Origin of the sequence: Terrabacter aerolatus, assembly GCF_007991735.1 — a bacterium.
Classification (GTDB): Bacteria; Actinomycetota; Actinomycetes; order Actinomycetales; family Dermatophilaceae; genus Terrabacter; species Terrabacter aerolatus.
Window position 1 is genome coordinate 1 of record NZ_BJYX01000035.1, and the last position, 21,315, is coordinate 21,315.

At 72.6% G+C, this 21,315-nt stretch carries 22 protein-coding genes; 17 read left to right on the plus strand and 5 right to left on the minus strand.

Annotated features, from left to right (window positions below; all coding sequences use genetic code 11):
* Positions 1-358 precede the first annotated feature (358 nt).
* Positions 359-2,620, minus strand: coding sequence for a HelD family protein (locus TAE01_RS19335; RefSeq protein WP_147068446.1), 2,262 nt, complete (start codon positions 2,618-2,620; stop codon positions 359-361).
* A 127-nt stretch (positions 2,621-2,747) separates the two neighbouring features.
* On the opposite strand from TAE01_RS19335, the gene TAE01_RS19340 reads away from it, so the two are divergent.
* From TAE01_RS19340 to purL, 8 genes are all read left to right on the plus strand, one after another.
* Positions 2,748-3,386 (plus strand): GNAT family N-acetyltransferase, encoded by a 639-nt coding sequence (locus tag TAE01_RS19340; RefSeq protein WP_147068447.1) that lies wholly within the window; start codon positions 2,748-2,750, stop codon positions 3,384-3,386.
* A gap of 10 nt (positions 3,387-3,396) precedes the next feature.
* Positions 3,397-4,674 (plus strand): phosphoribosylamine--glycine ligase, encoded by a 1,278-nt coding sequence (purD, locus tag TAE01_RS19345; protein ID WP_147068448.1) that lies wholly within the window; start codon positions 3,397-3,399, stop codon positions 4,672-4,674.
* Positions 4,675-4,710: 36 nt separating this feature from the next.
* On the plus strand, positions 4,711-5,346 hold the full coding sequence (locus TAE01_RS19350; protein WP_147068449.1) for an RNA polymerase sigma factor: 636 nt from the start codon (positions 4,711-4,713) through the stop codon (positions 5,344-5,346).
* A gap of 56 nt (positions 5,347-5,402) precedes the next feature.
* Positions 5,403-6,308, plus strand: a complete 906-nt coding sequence (locus TAE01_RS19355) for a phosphoribosylaminoimidazolesuccinocarboxamide synthase (RefSeq protein ID WP_147068450.1) — start codon at positions 5,403-5,405, stop codon at positions 6,306-6,308.
* 229 nt (positions 6,309-6,537) lie between these two features.
* A complete protein-coding gene (locus tag TAE01_RS19360; RefSeq protein ID WP_147068451.1) occupies positions 6,538-7,032 on the plus strand; it encodes a hypothetical protein in 495 nt (164 codons plus the stop codon).
* A gap of 354 nt (positions 7,033-7,386) precedes the next feature.
* Positions 7,387-7,686, plus strand: coding sequence for a phosphoribosylformylglycinamidine synthase subunit PurS (gene purS / locus TAE01_RS19365; protein WP_147068452.1), 300 nt, complete (start codon positions 7,387-7,389; stop codon positions 7,684-7,686).
* Entirely contained in the window at positions 7,683-8,378 is a 696-nt protein-coding gene (gene purQ / locus TAE01_RS19370) for a phosphoribosylformylglycinamidine synthase subunit PurQ (protein WP_147068453.1), read from the plus strand. Before purS ends, purQ begins: the two co-directional genes overlap by 4 nt.
* Positions 8,375-10,693 carry a phosphoribosylformylglycinamidine synthase subunit PurL gene (purL, locus tag TAE01_RS19375; protein WP_147068454.1) on the plus strand — a complete coding sequence of 773 codons (2,319 nt, stop codon included), beginning with the start codon at positions 8,375-8,377 and terminating at the stop codon, positions 10,691-10,693. Before purQ ends, purL begins: the two co-directional genes overlap by 4 nt.
* 21 nt (positions 10,694-10,714) lie before the next feature.
* Here the strand turns inward: purL and TAE01_RS19380 are convergent, their stop codons facing one another.
* Both TAE01_RS19380 and TAE01_RS19385 read right to left on the minus strand, forming a co-directional pair.
* The gene (locus TAE01_RS19380; protein ID WP_307723858.1) at positions 10,715-11,584 is read right to left on the minus strand and encodes a spermidine synthase; all 870 of its coding nucleotides are present in this window, start codon (positions 11,582-11,584) and stop codon (positions 10,715-10,717) included.
* A 25-nt stretch (positions 11,585-11,609) separates the two neighbouring features.
* On the minus strand, positions 11,610-12,035 hold the full coding sequence (locus tag TAE01_RS19385) for a VOC family protein (protein ID WP_147068455.1): 426 nt from the start codon (positions 12,033-12,035) through the stop codon (positions 11,610-11,612).
* Positions 12,036-12,123: 88 nt separating this feature from the next.
* Here TAE01_RS19385 and TAE01_RS19390 point away from each other — a divergent pair, with 88 nt between their 5' ends.
* The 8 genes from TAE01_RS19390 (at position 12,124) to purM (ending at position 19,512) form a co-directional block, all read left to right on the plus strand.
* A complete protein-coding gene (locus TAE01_RS19390) occupies positions 12,124-13,005 on the plus strand; it encodes an LLM class flavin-dependent oxidoreductase (RefSeq protein WP_147068456.1) in 882 nt (293 codons plus the stop codon).
* 99 nt (positions 13,006-13,104) lie between these two features.
* The gene (locus tag TAE01_RS19395; protein WP_147068457.1) at positions 13,105-13,485 is read left to right on the plus strand and encodes a sterol carrier family protein; all 381 of its coding nucleotides are present in this window, start codon (positions 13,105-13,107) and stop codon (positions 13,483-13,485) included.
* A complete protein-coding gene (locus TAE01_RS19400) occupies positions 13,482-13,754 on the plus strand; it encodes a hypothetical protein (protein WP_246111468.1) in 273 nt (90 codons plus the stop codon). Before TAE01_RS19395 ends, TAE01_RS19400 begins: the two co-directional genes overlap by 4 nt.
* Positions 13,751-14,938: a CaiB/BaiF CoA transferase family protein gene (locus TAE01_RS19405; RefSeq protein ID WP_147068458.1), complete on the plus strand. Its 1,188-nt coding sequence runs from the start codon at positions 13,751-13,753 to the stop codon at positions 14,936-14,938. The genes TAE01_RS19400 and TAE01_RS19405 overlap by 4 nt, the downstream gene beginning before the upstream one ends.
* Positions 14,935-15,513 carry an RNA 2',3'-cyclic phosphodiesterase gene (gene thpR / locus TAE01_RS19410; protein WP_147068459.1) on the plus strand — a complete coding sequence of 193 codons (579 nt, stop codon included), beginning with the start codon at positions 14,935-14,937 and terminating at the stop codon, positions 15,511-15,513. The genes TAE01_RS19405 and thpR overlap by 4 nt, the downstream gene beginning before the upstream one ends.
* Before the next feature lie 26 nt (positions 15,514-15,539).
* Positions 15,540-17,102: an amidophosphoribosyltransferase gene (gene purF / locus TAE01_RS19415; RefSeq protein ID WP_147068460.1), complete on the plus strand. Its 1,563-nt coding sequence runs from the start codon at positions 15,540-15,542 to the stop codon at positions 17,100-17,102.
* A 231-nt stretch (positions 17,103-17,333) separates the two neighbouring features.
* Positions 17,334-18,251 (plus strand): putative endonuclease domain-containing protein, encoded by a 918-nt coding sequence (locus TAE01_RS19420; protein WP_147068461.1) that lies wholly within the window; start codon positions 17,334-17,336, stop codon positions 18,249-18,251.
* Between the two features lie 130 nt (positions 18,252-18,381).
* Positions 18,382-19,512, plus strand: a complete 1,131-nt coding sequence (gene purM / locus TAE01_RS19425) for a phosphoribosylformylglycinamidine cyclo-ligase (RefSeq protein WP_147068462.1) — start codon at positions 18,382-18,384, stop codon at positions 19,510-19,512.
* A 243-nt stretch (positions 19,513-19,755) separates the two neighbouring features.
* On the opposite strand, the gene TAE01_RS19430 is transcribed toward purM, so the two are convergent.
* Complete coding sequence (locus tag TAE01_RS19430; protein ID WP_030199226.1) at positions 19,756-19,950, minus strand: DUF3073 domain-containing protein; 195 nt, start codon at positions 19,948-19,950, stop codon at positions 19,756-19,758.
* 432 nt (positions 19,951-20,382) lie between these two features.
* Between TAE01_RS19430 and TAE01_RS19435 the strand changes: the two genes are divergently transcribed.
* Positions 20,383-20,574, plus strand: a complete 192-nt coding sequence (locus TAE01_RS19435; protein WP_045191048.1) for a BldC family transcriptional regulator — start codon at positions 20,383-20,385, stop codon at positions 20,572-20,574.
* 141 nt (positions 20,575-20,715) lie between these two features.
* Here TAE01_RS19435 and TAE01_RS19440 read toward each other — a convergent pair whose 3' ends face one another.
* On the minus strand, positions 20,716-21,186 hold the full coding sequence (locus TAE01_RS19440; protein ID WP_147068463.1) for a hypothetical protein: 471 nt from the start codon (positions 21,184-21,186) through the stop codon (positions 20,716-20,718).
* Positions 21,187-21,315: the final 129 nt, after the last annotated feature.

A 21,315-nucleotide genomic window follows, 5' to 3' on the forward strand; every position in this document is an offset into this window, starting at 1 on the left:
GGGCCGGGTCGACGCCGACGCCGACGCTGCCGTTGCAGGGCCGGCGGCGCAGCGGCCCCGGACATGGGACGAGCGAGGGGCGAGATGCAGGGGGGTTGCATCTCGTCCCTCGCCCGGAGCGATGTCCACATTTGGGGGGCGGGACCTCGCTGGACGCCAAGGGTCTCAGGGGGGAGGAGACGGCGGGGAGGGTGGTGTCGCGCTCCTTGACGTTGAGGCAATCATCCCCCTGCTCAGGGGGCCAGTCGACGCTTCGCACAATCCTTGAACAAGTCTTTACCTTGCCGGGATCACGCACACCACGCGGTTCCGGCGCGGGCGCGCGTGACGGGGTGTGCCCGACCCGGGTCGCGACGACTCAGGTCAGGACGGTCATGCGGTGGGCTGCTCGCGTCAGCGCGACGTAGAGCACCCGCACCCCGCCGGGCGACTCGCGCGTGATCTCGTCGGGGTCGACGACGACGGTCGCGTCGTACTCGAGGCCCTTCGTCGACATCGGGTCGATGACCTGGACCCGTCCCTCGCCCAGCTCGGCGACGGGGGCGAGGCGGGCAGCGTGGGTCGACGGCGTGATGACGGCGATGGCTCCCTCGACCTGCTCGAGCAGCGCCGTCACGGCCTCGCGCACCGCGGTGAGGGCGTCAGGCCCGAGCCGGCCCTCGACCGGCTCGATGCCGGTCTCGCGCACGGCCTGCGGGATGTCGGCGTCGGGGACCTGACGGCGCACGACCTCGGCTGCGTAGTCGAAGATCTCGCGCGCGTTGCGGTAGTTGGTGTCCATGTGGAACTGCTGGCGCGCCTGCGAGCCGAACGCCTCCTCGCGGGCGGCGGTGGCCTCGGACGCGTCGGGCCAGGACGCCTGGGCCGCGTCGCCGACGACGGTCCACGACGCATACCGACCGCGGCGGCCGATCATGCGCCACTGCATGGGGGAGAGGTCCTGGGCCTCGTCGACGAGGACGTGGGCGTACTCGTCGGGCTTGCCGATGCGACCGGCGAGCAGCTTGTCGCGCGGGTCGGTGAGCACGAGAGGTGCGCCGGCGTCGCGGGCCGCGCTGACGACCGGCTGCACCTCGGTGACGCCGTACTGGCTGAGGTCCTCGAGCTCCTCGATCTCGTAGAAGCCGCGCTCCTCCTTGGGCGCCTCCTGCACCGGGCCGACGCGGGCGGAGATGTCGTCGATGAGGGCGACGTCGGCCACCGACCAGGTGCCGGTCTCGGCGGCGAGCCGGAACGAGGCGGCGAGCGGCTCGATCTCCTCGTCGCGCAGGGTGCCGCGGGAGTGGCGGCGCACGAGCTCGGGGTCGCCGAGCCAGAGCAGCACCTCGCGGGGGTCGACCTGCGGCCACCAGACCTGCATGAAGGCCTCGACGTCGAGGTGGTCCTCCCACTTGTCGAGGAACTCCTCCTTGGCCTCACGGTCGCCGGTGATCCCGAGCGAGGTCCAGGCGAGCTCGCCGAGGGCGTCCTGGGCGGCGGCCGTCGCCGTGTTGCGCTGGTGCTGGCGCAGCACCTGCGAGCGCACGCGGTCGAGGTCGCGGGCCTCGAGGCGGACCGGTCGGCCGGCCACCATGGCGCGGAACTCGGTCGGGGTGCCGGGCACCCGACCGCGCGACGCAGCGCCGAGCAGGGGACGGATGCGGGTCGAGCCCTTGGTGCGCGCGACCGCGGGCGGGTCGAGCCGCTCGGTGTGCACGACGTCGAGGACGTCGCCGAGGGCGCGCAGGATGACGCTCTCCTCGCCGAGCGACGGGAGCACGCGCTCGATGTATGCCGTGTAGGCACCCGAGGGACCGACGACGAGGATGCCGCCCGACTCGAAGCGCCGCCGGTCGGAGTAGAGCAGGTAGGCGGCGCGGTGCAGGGCGACGACCGTCTTGCCGGTGCCGGGACCGCCCGTGATCTCGGTGATGCCGCGGGCGCTGGCCCGGATCGCCTCGTCCTGGTGGGCCTGGATCGTGGCGACGATGTCGCGCATGCGGCCACCGCGGCTGCGGGTCAGCGCCGCCATGAGCGCGCCGTCCCCGACGACGACGAGGTCGTCCGGGGCCTCGGGCACCATGAGGTCGTCCTCGATGCCGATGACGGTGGTACCTCGGCTGCGCAGGACGCGACGGCGCAGCACGCCCATCGGCTGCGTCGGCGTCGCCCGGTAGAAGGCGGAGGCCGCGGGCGCGCGCCAGTCGATGACGAGCGGCTCGTAGTCGTCGTCGCGGACGCCGAGGCGCCCGATGTAGCGGACCTCGCGGTCCTCGCCGGACGACCCGTCGGCCGGGCGGTGGCCGTCCCGGCCGCCGTCGCCGTTGGAGCCGGTGGTCGAGGCGCGCAGCATCGCGTGGTCGATGTCGAGGCGTCCGAAGACGAGACCTTCGTACTGCGTGTCGAGCGCCGTGCGCCGCTTCGCGGCGTGGAACATCAGCGCGTCGCGTTCGAAGAGGGCCGCTCCCTCGGCGTCGCCGACCTCGACCTGGCGACCGAACTGGCTGCGGGCGAGGCCCTCGGCCTGGACGCTGTCGGCTCGCACGCCCGCCTTCTCCAGCTCCTCGTGGACCCGGTCGACGTGCGCCTGCTCGACGGCGATCTCGCGCGCGAGCTCGTCGGGGATGTTCTTGGTCGACACCGGTGACACGCCGCGAGAACCGGGCGCGCTGCTCCGCTGTGACGATGCGTTCGAAGTGCTCACTGACATCCAAGGACTCTGAGGGCGCCTCGGGCGGCGCGGGAACCATCAAGTCTACTGTCACTTCATGCTCTCCGAGGCCTGTGTCCCCCCGACCGGCGCGCCGCTCGTCGGCCGCTTCGTCCGGCTCGACGTCACGACCGCCGCCGATGCCCCCGGCCTGTTCGACGTCTACTCCGACGAGCGCTGCTACGAGCAGGGATTCCTCATGATGCGTCCGCACCGGACGCCGGCCGAGACCGAGGCCCTCGTGGAGGCGGCCGTCGCCGCCCGCGCGGCGGACGGGACGGGCCGGACGGCATACACGATCAGGCTCGTCGCCGACGGCGACCTGGGCCCCGCGGGGACCGTCGTCGGCTCGAGCTCCCTCGGCGACGTCGACACGGGGCGCGAGCACGTCCACCTCGGCTGGACGATGTACGGCTCGCGCTGGTGGGGCACGCAGGTCAACCCCGAGTCGAAGTTCCTGCTCCTCGCGCACGCCTTCGAGACGTGCGGCTTCGGGCGGGTCAAGATCCAGACCGACGTCGTCAACGCCCGGTCCCGGGCAGCCATCCTCAAGCTGGGAGCGACCTTCGAGGGGGTCACGCGCCGCGACGTGCGCCGGGCCGACGGGAGCTGGCGCGACTCCGCGGTGCACTCGATCCTCGTCGACGAGTGGCCCACGGTCCGGGCAGGCCTGCTGGCGCGCCTCGAGGCCCCCTAGGCTGGTCGCCGTGAAGGTCCTCGTGCTCGGCTCCGGCGCCCGTGAACACGCACTCGTCAAGGCTGTCGCGGCCGATCCCGAGGTCGACGCGGTCATCGCCGCGCCGGGCAACCCGGGCATCGACGCGACGGCGCTGTGCGTCCCCGTCGACATCCTCGACGGGGCCGCCGTGGCCGCCCTGGCGCGGGAGTACGCCGTCGACCTCGTCGTCGTCGGGCCGGAGGCTCCCCTCGTCGCCGGTGTCGCGGACGTATGCCGTGAGGCCGGGTTCGCCGTGTTCGGGCCGTCCGCCGCCGCGGCTCGCCTCGAGGGCAGCAAGTCGTTCGCCAAGGAGGTCATGGCCGCGGCCGACGTGCCGACCGCGCTGGCCCACGTCTGCACGACCCTGGACGAGGTCGAGCTGGCGCTCGACGCGCTCGGCGCCCCGCACGTCGTCAAGGACGACGGCCTGGCCGCCGGCAAGGGCGTCGTCGTGACCGACTCGCGCGAGGTGGCCGTGCAGCACGCGCGGGCCTGCCTCGCCAAGCCGGGCGGCTCGCTCGTCGTCGAGGAGTTCCTCGACGGCCCCGAGGTGTCGGTCTTCTGCATCAGCGACGGCGAGACCGCCGTGGCGCTGTCCCCGGCGCAGGACTTCAAGCGCGTCGGTGACGAGGACGCCGGGCCCAACACCGGTGGCATGGGCGCCTACTCGCCCCTGGACTGGGCTCCGGAGGGGCTCGCGGACGACATCGTCCGGCGGGTGGCCCAGCCGACCGTCGACGAGATGCGCCGGCGCGGAACGCCTTTCGTCGGCGTCCTCTACGTGGGGATCGCCCTGACGTCGCGCGGGCCCAAGGTCATCGAGTTCAACGCGCGCCTCGGCGACCCCGACGGCCAGGCGTCCCTCGCCAGGCTCGAGACGCCCTTCGCGCAGCTGCTCCTCGCCGCCGCGACCGGTGGCCTCGCCGAGTTCGGACGGCTGCGCTGGTCCGACGACCACGCCGTCGTCGTGGTCGTGGCCTCCGACGGCTACCCCGCGTCCCCGCGCACCGGCGACCTCATCTCGGGGCTCGACGCGGCAGCCGAGGTGCCCGGTGTCGTCGTGCTGCACGCGGGCACGGCGCGTGACGAGGCCGGCGCGCTGGTCTCGGCCGGCGGCCGGGTGCTCGACGTCGTCGCGGTCGCGCCCTCGCTCGAGAAGGCCAGGAAGGCGGCCTACGACGCCGTCGCCGTCATCGAGCTCGAGGGCTCGCACCACCGCACCGACATCGCGCTCAAGGCCGAGCGGGGCGAGATCGCGGTCGGCTGAGGCGAACCCCGGCGCCCGCGCCGGACTCTTCCTGACATGAGCGCCGTCACCGTGAGCCCGGGAGCACCGACGCCTGAGGCGGCGACGTCGGAGGACGACCGCGCCCTGTGGTCCCGACTCGTCGCGGGGGACGACGCGGCGCTGACGGAGCTCTACCGCCGTCACTGCGACGCGGTGCACAACTTCGCCTTCCGGCGCACGGCGTCGTGGGCGGCCGCCGAGGACGTCGTGCAGGCGACCTTCACCGCCCTGCTGCGCCGAGCCCGATCGGGCTCGGTGGACCCGCTGCGAGCCGAGACGGCGCGGCCCGTGCTGCTCGTCATGGCCGGCCAGGAGTGCGCCAACGTCGCCCGTTGGGCCCGGCGCCAGCGGCTGCTGCGCGGACGCATCGAGACCGACTCCGGTGGCGCCGTGTCGCCGGACCACGCCGGCTCCACGGCGACCCGCGTCGACGACGAGCGGCGGATGAGCGAGGTGCGCCGGGCCCTGGCGCTGATCCCGGCGGTGCAGCGCGAGGTGATCGAGCTCGTCGTCTGGTCGCACTGCTCGGTCGCCGAGGCGGCCGGTGCGCTCGGCGTGCCCGAGGGCACCGTGAAGTCGCGCCTGCACCGGGCACGCCGGAGCCTGACCTCAGTGATCGAGATCGACGCCTTGAAGGAGGCCCTGACGTGACCCTGCCCCTGCCCCCCGAACGCCCCGTGCCAGATCGTCTGGCGAGATGGCAGGCTGTGCGCGTGACCGACCTACCGCTCGAGCTGCCCGGCTACACCCACGTCTACTCCGGCAAGGTGCGCGACCTCTACGCGCCGCTGGACGCCGAGGGTCGGCCCGACGAGGAGCGGCTGCTGCTCGTCGCCTCGAACCGGCTCTCGGCCTATGACTGGATGATGTCGCCGGAGATCCCCGACAAGGGTGCCGTCCTGACGCGGCTCTCCCTCTGGTGGTTCGACCAGCTCGCGGACCTCGTGCCCAACCACGTCGTGTCCACGGACGTGCCCGACGCCGTGGCGGGCCGCGGCGTCCTCGTGCGCCGGCTCGACATGCTCAAGGTCGAGGCCATCGCCCGCGCGTACCTGACCGGTGGCGGGCTGGAGGAGTACCGCGAGAAGGGCTCCGTGTCCGGTGTCGTGCTGCCCGAGGGCCTCGTCGACGGGTCACGGCTGCCCGAGCCGGTCTTCACCCCGACGACCAAGGCGCCCGTGGGGGAGCACGACCTGCCCATGGCGCCCGACGAGGTCGAGGCCGAGCTCGGGGTCGAGGTCGCCGCCGAGGTGTCGCGGCTGACGCGCGCGATCCTCGCCCGGGGCAACGAGATCGCCGCCGAGCGCGGCATCCTCATCGCCGACACGAAGGTCGAGTTCGGCCTCTCGCCCGACGGCACGGGCGGCCTCGTGCTGGCCGACGAGGTGCTCACCCCCGACTCGTCGCGCTTCTGGCCGGCGGAGCAGTGGGAGCCGGGGCACCCGCAGCCGTCCTACGACAAGCAGTTCGTGCGCGACTGGCTGACCTCGTCCGAGTACGGCTGGGACCGCAAGGCAGGCGGACCGCCGCCGGAGCTGCCCGGGCACGTCGTCGAGCAGACCCGGGCGAAGTACGTCGAGGCCTACGAGCGGCTCACCGGCGAGACCTTCTGACGCGAGCTGTCGCCCGTCGCCCGTCGCCCGTCGCCCGTCGTCGGTCGCGCGTCGCCCGTCGCCGAGCGACGGGCGAGCGGTGAGCGTCGGCGTGCTCGCGGACGGCAATTGCCAGGGTTCTCCAAGGCTCCCCTGGGCTGGGCCATGCCCCGTGTTCACCTCGCGTTCACCTGAGCCCGGAAGCGTCCTCGGCTCCGTCTGATCGATTCCCTCGCCGAGGAGCACTGCCATGACTTCCGCCTCCACCCGGGTCGAGCCCAGCTCGACCGCCGCCGCCAGCGCCCACACCCCCGGCCGTCGCCTGTTCAGCATCGTCACCGGCCTCGCTGCCCTCCTCGTGCTGCTCCAGGGGCTCTGGGCCGGGATCTTCCTCGAGCACGACGGCCAGCGTGACGCGGCCGGCTCGTGGATCGAGGTCCACGCCCGTGGCGGGGAGATCACCCTCGCCCTCGCCGTCGTCGCGCTCGTCGTCGCCTGGGTCAAGCTCCGGAACCGCCGGGACCTGCTCGTCGGCAGCGCTGCCCTTGTCGTGCTGCTCGTGCTCGAGTCCTACATCGGCGGCCTCATCGTCGACGACAGCCAGGACTCGCTGACCGCCGTCCACGTGCCGCTCGCGATGGCGACGATGGCGGTCGCCGTCTGGCTGCCGCTCCGCGCCCGCCACGCCGGCCACGTGGCTGCGCGGCCCGAGCCGGCTGCCGCCCGCCCGACCGAGACCGACTGACCGAGTCGCCCCGACTGACCGACCCGTCGCCCGACCCGTCGCCCGACCCGTCGTCCGGCGCGCCGATCGACGGGCCGATCGACGCGCCGATCGACGCGCCGATCGATGAGGTCACGTGCGTATGCCGTCCGGCCGGGCGGCATACGCACGTGGTGCGGTGGCGCCGTGGCCCTCCCGACGGCCCCGCGGAGGGCCGGGGCGGTCGACGGTCGGCAGGGCGGGGGACAGCGGTCGCGCGCGACGCCCTGCGGTCGTGCTGAGACGCGGTCCAGGAGCCTGTGTGGCGCCCGATAGACTCCCGGTGTCCCCCCGGACGCCACCATCGCCCATCCAGCGCAGGGAGAAGCACCACTGATGGGAAGCATCGTCGTCGACGTCATGCTCAAGCCCGAGATCCTCGACCCCCAGGGACAGGCCGTCGCCGGCGCCCTGCCGCGGCTCGGGTTCGACGGGTTCACCGACGTCCGTCAGGGCAAGCGCTTCGTGCTCACCGTCGACGGCGACGTCACGGACGAGCACCTCGCCGCGGCCCGTGAGGCCGCCGAGAAGCTCCTCTCCAACCCCGTCATCGAGGACGTCGTCGCCGTGCACGTGCTCGACGAGCAGGCGGCCGCGGCCGAGGGTTCAGGCGAGGCGGAGGACGGCGAGCAGTGAAGGTCGGCGTCGTCACGTTCCCCGGCTCCCTCGACGACCGTGACGCGGCGCGCGCCGTCCGCGAGTGCGGCGGCGAGGCCGTCCCGCTCTGGCACGGCGACGCCGACCTCAAGGGCGTCGACGCGGTCATCCTGCCCGGTGGCTTCTCCTACGGCGACTACCTCCGGTGCGGCGCCATCGCGCGCTTCGCCCCGGTCATGGACGCGCTCGTGCCCGCCGCCCAGGGCGGCCTGCCGGTCCTCGGCATCTGCAACGGCTTCCAGGTGCTCACCGAGAGCCACCTGCTGCCCGGCGCGCTGATCCGAAACGACCACCGCAAGTTCAACTGCGTCGACCAGCGACTCGTCGTCGAGAACGCCTCCACCGCCTGGACCTCCGACTTCGAGGCCGGCCAGGAGATCACGATCGTCCTCAAGAACGGCGAGGGCGGCTTCGTCGCCGACGAGAAGACCCTCGACGTGCTCGAGGGCGAGGGGCGGGTCGTCTTCCGCTACGTCCCCGACGCCGACGGGCGCAACCCCAACGGCTCCTACCGCCACATCGCCGGCATCACCAACGAGCGCGGCAACGTCGTCGGACTCATGCCGCACCCGGAGCACGCGGTCGAGGCGGGCTACGGCCCGAGCCTCGACGGCCGCGGCTTCTTCACCTCGATCATCAAGCAGACCCTCGAGAGCGCAGCCACCGCATGAGCGAGACCCAGACCGCCCCGGCCGCGCCGGCGGCTCCCGTCCTCGACACCGTCGAGCACGCCGCGTCGACGCCCGACGTCGAGCAGCCGTGGGCCGAGCTCGGGCTCAAGCCCGACGAGTACGCCAACATCCGCGAGATCATCGGCCGGCGTCCGACCATCGCCGAGCTCGCGATGTACTCCGTCATGTGGAGCGAGCACTGCTCCTACAAGTCGAGCAAGATCCACTTCAAGCTGTGGGGCGAGAACACCACCGACGAGATGCGCGAGAAGCTCCTCGTCGGCATCGGTGAGAACGCCGGCGTCGTCGACATCGGCGACGGCTGGGCGGTGACCTTCAAGGTCGAGTCGCACAACCACCCGTCCTACATCGAGCCCTACCAGGGCGCCGCGACCGGTGTCGGCGGCATCATCCGCGACATCATGTCGATGGGTGCCCGCCCGATCGCCGTCATGGACCCGCTCCGCTTCGGCAACCTGCACCACCCCGACACCCAGCGCGTCCTGCCGGGCGTCGTGGCCGGAGTCGGCGGCTACGGCAACTGCATCGGGCTGCCCAACATCGGCGGCGAGGTCGTCTTCGACGACTGCTACCAGGGCAACCCGCTCGTCAACGCGCTCTGCGTCGGCGCCATGCGCGTCGAGGACATCCACCTCGCCAAGGCGTCCGGCGTCGGCAACAAGGTCATCCTCTTCGGCGCACGCACCGGTGGCGACGGCATCGGCGGCGTCTCGGTCCTCGCCTCCGAGACCTTCGACGAGGGCGGCCCGACGAAGCGCCCCGCCGTCCAGGTCGGCGACCCGTTCGCCGAGAAGGTGCTCATCGAGTGCTGCCTCGACCTCTACGCCGCGGGCGTCGTCGACGGCATCCAGGACCTCGGCGGAGCCGGGCTCTCCTGTGCCACCAGCGAGCTCGCCTCCAACGGTGACGGCGGCATGCAGGTGGAGCTCTCGCTCGTCCCCCTGCGCGACGCGAGCCTGCAGCCGCAGGAGATCCTCATGTCCGAGTCGCAGGAACGCATGATGGCGGTCGTCGAGCCGAAGCACCTCGAGCAGTTCATGGCGATCACCGACAGGTGGGACGTCGAGGCGACCGTCATCGGTGAGGTCACCGACGGCGAGCACCTCGTCATCACCTGGCACGGCGAGACCATCGTCGACGTGCCGCCACGCTCGGTCGCCCACGAGGGCCCGACCTACGACCGCCCGCTGGCCCGGCCGGCATACCTCGACGAGCTCAACGCGTCGGGCACGGCTGCACTCGCCAAGCCGCAGACCGGCGACGAGATCCGGGCGCAGCTGCTGACCCTGCTCGGCTCGCCCAACCTCTGCGACAAGTCGTGGATCACCGACCAGTACGACCGCTACGTCCTCGGCAACACGGCGCTGGCGCAGCCCGACGACTCCGGCGTCGTGCGGGTCGACGAGGAGACGGGCCGTGGGGTCGCGATCTCGACTGACTGCAACAGCCGCTTCACCAAGCTCGACCCGTACACCGGCGCGCAGCTGGCGCTGGCCGAGGCCTACCGCAACGTGGCCACCTCGGGTGCCGCTCCGCTCGCCGTCACCGACTGCCTCAACTTCGGCTCGCCGGAGGACCCGGGCGTCATGTGGCAGTTCCGCGAGTCGATCCGCGGCATCGCCGAGGGCTGCAAGTTCCTCGGCATCCCGGTCACCGGCGGCAACGTGAGCTTCTACAACCAGACCGGCGACGTCGCCATCCACCCGACGCCCGTCATCGGCGTGCTCGGCGGCATGGACGACGTGTCCAAGCGGTCCGGCTCCGGCTTCCGCAGCGACGACGCGCACGTCTACCTCCTCGGCACGACCCGCGACGAGCTCGACGGTTCCGAGTGGGCGCACGTCGTCCACAAGCACCTGGGTGGCGTGCCGCCGCAGGTCGACCTCACGGCGGAGCAGGCACTCGGTCGCGTCCTCGTCGAGGCTGCGCGAAGCGGCATCGTCGAGGCGGCGCACGACCTGTCCGAGGGTGGTCTCGCGATCGCGCTCGCCGAGGCGTGCATGCGCCACGGCGTCGGCGTAACCGTCGACGGCCTCGACCAGCTCGGGGCCGACGCCGACGGCAACCCGCTCGACGTGTTCACCACGCTCTTCTCCGAGTCGAGCGCGCGTGCCCTCGTTGCCGTCCCGGCCGGCCACGCGGCCGAGTTCGAGGCGCTGCTCGGCGACGTGCCGCACGCGCGCATCGGCGTCACGGGAGGCCGGGACCTCGATGTCGTCGGTCACTTCTCCGTGTCGGTCGCCGAGCTGCGGTCGGCGCACCAGTTCACGCTGCCGGCGGTCTTCGGGGGCTGACGCCGCCTGACCCGACCAGGCTCAGCGAGCCCGCCACTTCCCGGCCTCGGGGGGTGGCGGGCTCTGCATCCCGCTCTCCTCGAAGGGTCTTGCCCCGGCGAGGAGTCTCGTCAGGGCCGCGCCCTCACGCATCCCGGTGGGAAGGTTGGCGCGCGCGACCTCGCGGCGCAGCGCGTCGACCGGCAGCGGGGAGGCGCTGGCGAGCAGCACCGAGTTGCCGAACCGTCGGCCCTTGAGCACCTCGTGCGTCGCGACGACCGCGACGTGCGGGAGGGACGCGGCCACGGTCGCGACCACCCTTGCGACCCACCGCATCCCGGGTTCGTCCGCAAGATTCCACAGGGCGAGTCCGGTCGGCTTGAGCACCCGTGCGACCTCGTGGGCGTATGCCGTCCCGACGAGCTCCGCAGGCACCCGCGCTCCGGCGTAGGCGTCCGTCACGACGACGTCGGCCGACGCGTCCTTGAGCGCCCGCACGCCCGTCAGCCCGTCGACCGGACGCACCCGGATGCGGTGGCGGCGGGGGAGCGGGACCTCGCGTCGCACGAGGTCGGTCAGGGCCTCGTCCGGCTCGAGGACGATCTGCGGCGAGCCCGGCCGCGTCGCCTCGACCCACCGGGGGAGCGTCAGGCCGGCGCCGCCGACGTGCGTCACGCCGAGCGGTCCCGGCGGCAGCGCCTCGATGGCGAGGGCGAGGTGCTGGACGTACTCGAAGACGAGCAGCGTCGGGTCGTCGGGCTGCACGTGGGACTGCGGCGAGCCGTCCATGTGCACCGTCACGCCGCCGCGCTCGTCCCACTCGAGCGAGACGTGGTGGGCAGGGTCGTCCGGGTCTGCGGGGTCTGCGGGGTCTGCGGGGTCGGTGGACCCGGCGCGGTGGTCTGGCGGCACCGGACCAGCGTAGGAGGCAGCGGCCTCAGGAACCCATCGCGGTGGTGCCGTCGGACAGTACGGGCGAGATGAGGCCGAAGACGTTGCCGTCGGGGTCGTGGAGGTAGGCGAGGCGTCCCACCCCGGGCATGTCGGCGGGTGCGAGGGCCTCGGAACCGCCGAGCTCGAGGCCCTGGGCGAAGAGGCCGTCGACGTCCTCGACCGCGACGACGAGGTTGGCGCCGTTGACGGCGCCGCCGACCTCCGGTCTCGGGCCCTGGCGCTGGGTCAGGCCGCCGTTGATGCCGTGGCCGACGCCGCCCTGCCTGCCGGCCTCCTCGCCGGTGTCGATGGCCCAGTAGGGCATGTCACCGAACTGCTGGAACGACCAGCCGAGCAGCCGGCCGTAGAAGTCGGCGAGGCGCGCGGGGTCCGAGCCGTGGATCTCGAAGTGGACGACGAGGTTGGACATGACGGCTCCTTCGCCGGGTGCAGGTGGTCCCCTCCGACGCTACGACCCGGCAGGCGCGGCGACAACGGTCCGGGACTACCGTCGGGGCATGCGATTCGGCCTGACGATCCTGCCCGAGCACCCGTGGTCCGTGGCGGCGCCGATGTGGCGCGAGGCGGAGCAGATGGGCTTCGACCACGCGTGGACGTTCGACCACGTGACGTGGGGCGGCCTGCCCGAGTCGCCGTGGTTCGGTGCCGTGCCGACGCTCGCGGCTGCCGCCGCCGTCACCGAGCGGATCGGCCTGGGCACGTTCGTGTCCTCCCCGAACAACCACCACCCGGTGCAGCTCATGCGTGAGGTGCTGGCGCTCGACGACATCTCCGGAGGGCGCTTCGTCCTGGGCATCGGCACGGGCGGTGACATCGACGCGCGCATCATGGGTGAGGACCTGCCGCTGCGCGACCGCGTGGCCCGGTTCCACGAGTTCACCGACCTGATCGACCGCCTCCTGACGGACGACCACGTGACCGCCGACGGGCGCTTCTACGCCGCTCGCGACGTGCGCACCCTGCCCGGCCCCGTGCGTGGCGGCGACACCGGCAACCGGGTGCCGCTCGTCGTCGCGGCGAACGGTCCGAAGTCGATCCGCCTGGCTGTCGAGCGCGGCGACGGCTGGCTGACCTACGGCGGCAACGCCGAGACCGACGCCGAGTGGTGGGGGCTCGTCGCCGGCCTGGGACGCCGTGTCGACGAGGCGCTGGAGACGGCCGGTCGCGACGTCGCCGGCTTCGCCCGTTACCTCAACCTCGACTCGGCCCCGACCTTCTCGCTGACGAGCGCGGCCGCGTTCGAGGACGCGGTCGGCCGGGCCACCGAGCTCGGCTTCACCGACGTCATCACCCACTGGCCCAGGCCGGCGGACCCGTTCCACGGCTCCCGCGACGTCCTCGACGAGGTCGTCGCCGACGTCATCCCCCGGCTGCGCTGAGCCCCTGAGCCCCTGAGCCCCTGAGCGGCTGCGGTCGTGCGCGCGGTCGCAGGCCGCCCCGGAGGATCGCCGTCGGCGCGCGCGGATAACCTGCGAGGTATGCCGCCACGCCGCCGAACTCCCGTCGCCGAGGGACACGCCGCCCTGCTGGCGTGCCGTGCGGCGCGCTGGGCGGCCGACCGCCGCACGACGGCCACCGCGGTGCGCTACACCCTCGAGGAGCTCGCGACCGTCGCCCCGGGCCGCACGGTCGAGGTGCGGGTGCCGCCCCACGGCGCGGTGCAGTGCATCGAGGGCCCGGTGCACACCCGTGGCACCCCGCCCAACGTCATCGAGACCGACGCCGCCACGTGGTTGCGTCTCGCGGTCGGCGACCTCTCCTGGGAGGAGGCGACCGGCGGCGCCCTCGTGCGTGCCAGCGGCCTGCGGGCACACCTCGACGGACTCCTCCCGCTCACCTCGCTTACGCTTGACCCGTGACCCAGTCCTCGCCGAACCTGCCGCCGAACTCGCCGCCGCGCCCGCGACCGGAGAAGGTGCGCATCCCGAACTTCAAGCGCTTCCTCATCACGGGCGCGATCCTGGGGTTCATCGTCGGTGCGGCGATCTCCATCGTCGGTGACGAGGTCCAGGGCTACACCACGACGACGGGCGCGCTCTACATCGGCGCGTTCGGTGCCTTCCTCGGCACCGGCCTCGCCGGGGTGCTCGGCATCCTCATCGACCGGTCCGGTCGCGACCGGTCGTGACCGCGCCGGGCGGTGACGGGCCCGCTCGGCCCGGCGGGGGACCCCTCGCCGGAGTGCGCGTCGTCGAGCTCGCCGGCATCGGTCCGGCCCCCTTCGCGGCGATGCTGCTGGCCGACCTCGGCGCCGACGTCGTCCGCATCGACCGCCCCGGTGAGCCGTCCCTGCCGATCCCACTGCCCCCGGAGGCCGACCTCCTGAGGCGTGGCCGCCCGTCGGTCGCCCTCGACCTCAAGCACCCCGACGGGCTCGAGACCGCCCTCGCCCTCGTCGAGCGCGCCGACGTGCTCGTCGAGGGCTACCGTCCCGGCGTCGCCGAGCGGCTGGGCCTCGGCCCGGACACCTGCCTCGCCCGCAACCCGCGCCTCGTCTACGGCCGGATGACCGGCTGGGGCCAGGACGGCCCGCTGGCCCAGGCCGCCGGCCACGACATCGGCTACGTCGCCGTCACCGGGGCCCTGCACGCGATCGGGCGCGCCGGAGGGCCGCCCCAGGTGCCGGTCAACCTCGTGGGCGACTTCGGCGGCGGGTCGCTCTACCTCGTGGTCGGCGTGCTCGCCGCGCTCCTCGAGGCCCGCACGTCCGGCCGGGGTCAGGTCGTCGATGCCGCGATCGTCGACGGGACCGCCCACCTCTCCTCTCTCGTCCTCGGCCTCGTCTCGGCCGGTCTCTGGTCCGACCAGCGCGGCACCAACCTCCTCGACACCGGCGCCCCCTTCTACGACGTCTACGAGACGAGCGACGGCGGGTGGCTCGCCGTCGGCCCCCTCGAGCCCACCTTCTACGCCGAGCTGCTCCGGCTGCTCGACCTCGCCGACACCGCGCCGGACCGGCTCGACCCCAGCCGGTGGCCGGCCCTGCGCACCCTGCTCGCCGACACGTTCCGCACCCGCACGCGCGAGGAGTGGACCGCCGTCTTCGAGGGCACCGACGCCTGCGTCGCGCCGGTCCTCAGCTACGCCGAGGCCCCCGGGCACCCGCACCTCGCCGCCCGCGGCACGTACGTCGAGCACCGCGGCGTCGTCCAGCCGGCTCCGGCGCCCCGCTTCTCGCGCACCCCGGCAGTCCTCGGTGCGCCGCCCTCGACGCCCGGCTCGGGCACCCGCTCGGCCCTGGCGGCCTGGGGCATCGGCGACGTCGACGGGCTCATCGCCTCGGGCGCTGCGGCGGACCCCGACCCGTCATGAGGCTCTTCGTCGCCGTCGTGCCTCCCGACGACGCGCTCGACGACCTCGAGGAGCACCTCGAGCCCCGGCGCGACGCCGGACCCGAGATCCGCTGGACCGACCGCCACCAGTGGCACATCACGCTCGCCTTCCTCGGCGACGTCCCGGAGCGTCGCCTCGACGAGCTGACCGAGGCCCTGACCCGCTCCGCCGCGAGGCGCGACCCCCTCGTGCTGCGCCTCGCCGGGGCCGGCGCCTTCCCGAACCCGTATGCCGCGCGCGTGCTCTGGGCGGGTGTGGAGCAGGTCCGCGGTGATCTGGGAGCGGTCGCACACGGCATACGCAGTGCGGCGAGCTCGGCGGGGGCGTCGCCCGACGGCACGCGCTTCTCGCCGCACGTCACGCTCGGGCGCTTCCACCGTCCCACGGAGGCGACCCGCTGGATCCGGGCGCTCGACGCGTGGGAGGGGCCGGCCTGGCGGGCGTCCGAGCTCGCCCTCGTCGAGTCCCACCTCGGCGAGGGGCGGGGGCGTCGGCCGCGCTACGAGGTGCTGGCGCAGCTGCCCCTGCGGGTGCGTCCACCGCGGACGGACTGACCGCACCGGTGTGGGACACTGGGGCCGTGGCACGTGGCGACGGTCGTTTGAACCATGACCTCATCCCCGGCGAGAAGGGCCCGCAGGACGCCTGCGGGGTCTTCGGCGTCTGGGCCCCCGGGGAGGACGTCGCCAAGCTGACGTACTTCGGGCTGTATGCGTTGCAGCACCGCGGGCAGGAGTCGGCCGGCATCGCGACCGGTGACGGCGAGAAGATCCTCGTCTACAAGGACATGGGCCTCGTGTCGCAGGTCTTCGACGAGACCGCGCTCAGCTCGCTCAAGGGCCACATCGCCATCGGTCACACGCGCTACTCGACGACCGGTGGCTCGACGTGGGAGAACGCCCAGCCGACCCTCGGCGGCGCCGGCCGCAGCACCCTCGCCCTCGCGCACAACGGCAACCTCATCAACACGGTCGAGCTCAAGGCCCTCGTCGACGAGCACTTCGGTGGCACCCGGATCACCGGTGAGCTCGCCCGCGGCAACACCTCCGACACCGCGCTCGTCACGACGCTGCTCGCCGCCGACGAGGACCGCACCCCCGAGCAGGCCGCGCTCGAGCTGCTGCCCAAGCTCAAGGGCGCCTTCTCCTTCGTCTTCATGGACGAGACGACGTTGTATGCCGCCCGCGACCCCTGGGGTGTGCGTCCCCTCGCGCTCGGCCGCCTCGAGCGTGGCTGGGTCGTGGCCTCCGAGACCGCCGCCCTGCAGACCATCGGCGCCGCCGTCATCCGCGAGGTCGAGCCCGGTGAGCTCATCGTCATCGACGAGGACGGCCTGCGCTCGCACAAGTTCGCCGAGCCCCAGCCCAAGGGCTGCGTCTTCGAGTACGTCTACCTCGCCCGACCCGACGCCGTCATCCGCGGCCGGGTCGTGCACGAGGCCCGCGTCGAGATGGGCCGCGTCCTCGCGCGCGAGCACCCCGTCGACGCCGACCTCGTCATCGGTGTGCCCGAGTCGGGCGTGCCTGCGGCTGTTGGCTATTCGCAGGAGTCGGGCATCCCGTTCGGGCAGGGCTTCGTCAAGAACGCCTACGTCGGGCGCACCTTCATCCAGCCGTCGCAGACCCTGCGCCAGCTCGGCATCCGGCTCAAGCTCAACCCGCTCGAGCACACGATCCGCGGCAAGCGCCTCGTCGTCGTCGACGACTCCATCGTGCGCGGCAACACCCAGCGCGCCCAGATCCGGATGCTGCGCGAGGCCGGGGCGCTCGAGATCCACGTGCGCATCAGCTCCCCGCCCGTGCAGTGGCCGTGCTTCTACGGCATCGACTTCGCGACGCGGGCCGAGCTCATCGCCACCGGGCTCGGTGTCGAGGAGATCCGTGCCTCGATCGGCGCCGACTCGCTCGGGTACATCTCCGAGGAGGGGATGATCGGCGCGACGAACCAGCCCGCCGACGAGCTGTGCTCCGCCTGCTTCACCGGGAAGTACCCGATCCAGCTGCCCGAGGACGGCCGCATCGGCAAGCACGTCCTCGAGACGCTGCCGCTCACGGTCCGCACCGGGCACGACCGCTCGGTCGACGTCGAGGGCGTCACCCTCGGAGTCGGCACCGGCGGCGCGAACGCCCTCCAGCACCCCTAGCCCCTCCCGGTCGCAGCGGTTCGAGGTGATCACTCGCGCGCCACCGCGAGTTGTCACCTCGAACCCAACGCCGCTCAACCGAGTCGAGGTATGCCGTCGTGACGGAGCGCGAGCAATCACCTCGACTCTCGTCGGCCCGCTGTGTCCACACCCCCGGCACCGACCGCCTGCCCGTCCACAACGGGCTGGTTCCCACGCCGGGAGGGGAGCGCGTCAGCGCACGATCGTCGGGTGACCGCATCCGAACGACGTGCCCGTGCTCGCGCCGTCGCCGCCGACCATGGTGGAGTCGTCTCGAGACGCCGGCTGCGTGAGCTCGGGATCACTCACGACCACGTCCGCAACGAGATCAGCGCCGAGCGCTGGGTGGCCGTCGGTCGCCAGTCCGTGGCGGTTCACGACGGGCCGCTTCCCGTCCTCGCCAAAGCGTGGTCCGCGATCTGGGAGGTGGGGGAGCGCATCGCCGTCCTCGACGGGGCCACGAGCCTGCTCGCCTCAGGACTGAAGGGCTTCGACGAGGACCTGCTCCATCTCTCCGTCCGCCACACCCACGACATCCCTGTGCTGCCTGGCGTCCGGGTGCACAAGCTGGTCCGGCGCCTCGGCGACGAGGTCGTGCCGACCGGTGTCCCGCGGACTCGCCCGGCCGTGGCCGCGGTGCGGGCGGCGGGATGGGCGGTGAGTGACCGGCAGGCCGCGCTGCTGCTGCTCATGCCGGTGCAGCAGCGGCTCATCACGCCCGAGGCCCTTGATCTCGCGGCGTCCTCGTGTCTGGGACGACGGCGACGGGCGTTCATCCGTGGGGTCGTGCGCGACGTCGCTCTCGGCGTCCAGTCGTTGGGTGAGCTGGACTTCGCCCGACTGTGTCGGGCGAGAGGCCTGCCGGAGCCGTCACGCCAGGTGGTGCGGCAGGGACCATGCGGACGGGTCTACCTCGACGTCCGGTGGGACGACCACGGGCTTGTCGTCGAGATCGACGGGGCGCAGCATCGAGAAGGGCTCAACGTCAGCATCGACAACCTGAGCCGCAATGCCGTCGTGCTGACCGGGGATCGAGTGCTCCGGATCGACTGCATCGGGTTGCGCGTGAACGAGGATGCCTACCTCGACCAGGTGGCGCTCGGCCTGGCGACCACCCGATCGCGGTGACCTTTCGCGCTATGCCGCGACGTAGCACCTCGATCCGATGGCCGGCGGGTCATTCGAGGTGGTGCGTCGTGCAGGTCCGCGACGGATCACCTCGGACCGGGGTGGGGCTGGGCGCCGGTAGGCTGGGCGGGTGAGCGACGCCCCCATCACCTATGCCTCCGCCGGTGTCGACGTCGAGGCGGGTGACAAGGCCGTCGAGCTGATGAAGGCGTCGGTGCGACGAGCGACGCGCCCAGAGGTCGTCGGCGGCCTCGGCGGCTTCGCCGGGATGTTCGACGCCAGTGCCATCGCGCGCATGACGCGTCCGATCCTCGCGACGAGCACCGACGGCGTCGGCACCAAGGTCGCGATCGCCCAGGCGCTCGACATCCACGACACGATCGGCTTCGACCTCGTCGGCATGGTCGTCGACGACATCGTCGTCTGCGGGGCCGAGCCGCTCTTCATGACCGACTACATCGCGACCGGCAAGGTCGTGCCCGAACGCATCGCCGCCATCGTCGGCGGCATCGCCCGCGCCTGCGAGGAGGCGGGCGTCGCCCTCGTCGGTGGCGAGACCGCGGAGCACCCGGGTCTGCTCGACCCGGACGAGTACGACGTGGCCGGTGCCGCGACCGGAGTCGTCGAGTATGCCGCCGTGCTGGGTCCGCAGCGCGTCGCCGACGGCGACGTCGTGGTGGCCCTCGCGAGCAGCGGGCTGCACAGCAACGGCTATAGCCTCGTGCGCCGCGTCGTCGCGAGCGCCGGCTGGCAGCTGGACCGCCACGTCGACGACTTCGGCCGGACGCTGGGCGAGGAGCTGCTCGAGCCGACCCGCATCTACACCAAGCCGCTGCTCGAGCTCATCGCGGCCGAGGGCGTCGACGTGCACGCCCTGAGCCACGTCACCGGGGGCGGGCTGGCCGCCAACCTGGCCCGGGTGCTGCCCACCGGCATGTTCGCCCGCGTCGAGCGCGGCACGTGGACACCACCCGCCGTCTTCCGGACGATCCAGGACCTGGGCCGGGTGCCGCAGGCCGACGTCGAGCGCACCCTCAACCAGGGCATCGGCTTCGTCGCCGTCCTGCCCGCCTCCCAGGCCGAGCGGGCCATCGAGCTGAGCGAGGCGCGCGGCATCCGGGCCTGGCGACTCGGCGAGGTCGCCATCGAGGAGCGTGCCCACGCGGACGGCCTCGTCGCCGACGGCGTGGAGGTCGTGCGAGGTGCCAAGGGCGTCGACGGCGGTGCGGTGCAGGTCGTCGGCGAGCACCCTTCCGCCTGAGGCTCACTCGCCCGACGTCCGGACACCGGCACGGTCGTCGGGGTCGGTCACCCCGGCCACCCGGCATACGCGGTCGTCGTCGCGTGGCATGACGAAAGCCCACGCACCGGGAGGGCGCGCGGGCATCGACGTGTCACTGGGATCGGCGGTGGTGGTCGAGGCGAGCTGATCGAGGCAGCACCGATCGCGCGCCGGGTGCGAACACCCGACGCACGAGGTGCAGACGGAAGGGGGAGGACGAGCTCAGCGCTCGCCCGAGACCCACTTCCCGTATTCGTCGTACTCGTCGTCGTCGACGGACCGTGGCTGGTTGGAGACGTCGCGTTGCGACGGTCCGTGCAGCTCACGCTCCAGCGCGCTCAAGTCCGTGTCGGGTGTGTAGTACTTGAGCTGCCGTGCGACCTTGGTCTGCTTGGCTTTGGCTCGGCCGCGCCCCATGGCGTGACCCCCTCGTGCGTCGTGCCGGGACGGCATCGCTCCTCCGGAGAGCCCAGAGGGCTCCTCGATGTCTGCGTAGCGGTCCCGGGAATGTGTGTGTTCTCGTGGGCCTAACGCTACATGAGACCTGCGGATCCCGCGCACGGCGGACCCGCGGCTCGCCGTGCACGCCCGCTCCTGGCGGAGGCGCTGTCGGTGCCGGCCCGGAGAGTGCCGCTGCAGGGCCGGTCCGCCGGCACGAGGACGCCGTGGGGAGGGGGGCGGCTTCCGGGTCGTCCCAATACACCACTACCTGTGAAAGCGGGACGATTTGACTCTTTTCAGTGTTTAACTGCCATTCGGCGAGCCGAGACTTTACCCTTGCTTTACTGAGCCCCGATTGGGGCGCATGCGTGTCGCTGCACCTAGCGACAGGGTGGTGGGGATATGACAATGACGACTCAGGATCGACACGAGACCGAGAAGCTGCTGACGCCTGCCGAAGTTGCGGCCCTGTTCCGAGTGGACCCGAAGACGGTCACTCGCTGGGCCAAGGCAGGAAAGCTGACTTCGATCCGGACCCTTGGTGGACACCGGAGGTACCGCGAGTCAGAGGTTCGCGACCTACTGGGTGGCGGGCACTGAGGCTCGACCGTTAGTTGGGGGTAAACCGGTCACAGCGTCGGGGGAGGGACACCACACGGTGTTCCTCCCCCGACTGCATTCCGGCCGCCGGTGGCTGACGGGCTCCGTGCCCGGCGAGCGTCGTCGGACGTGTCGGTGCGTTCAGGCCTGGCCGTGGGGGACCGGGTTGACCGTGCACACGAAGTACTTCACGACGCCCTGGTCGACGAGCGCCCCGGCGGCGATGGCGGCCTGCACCTCGTCGGCCGCGTCGAGCACGCCGTTCCCGTCGTGGTCGCCGGCTGCGAGCGCCGCGGCATACGTCCCGGTGAGCGAGACGGCGTGCACCTGCCAGCGCCCGCCGTTGAAGCCCGGGTCGCCCGGCGCGGCTGTCGCGACGCTGCGCTGGACCGCGCCGAAGCTGTAGATGGTGTCCCACGACTGCGCGGGGGCGCCGGTGCCGCTGAGGTCGGTCGGCGTCGCAACCGTCCGGTAGAGCTGGTGGTCGACGTAGAACGCCGGCCCCGAGACACCGCCGGCCAGGGCTGGCGCGCCCGCCGAGAGGAGAGCGGGCAGGGCGACCGCGGCGACCCCGAGGCATCGGACGGCGGTGCGGATCAGACTGTGGGACATGGGTTTTCCACCTTTCGGCCGATCACCCTGACCGGCTCGTCACGAGTCAAGTCCGCTCCGGACGCGCACACCATGACTGGACGGTTACCCCGTCCTTACAGGGTGGCGACGTCGGAGGTCCGTCCTACG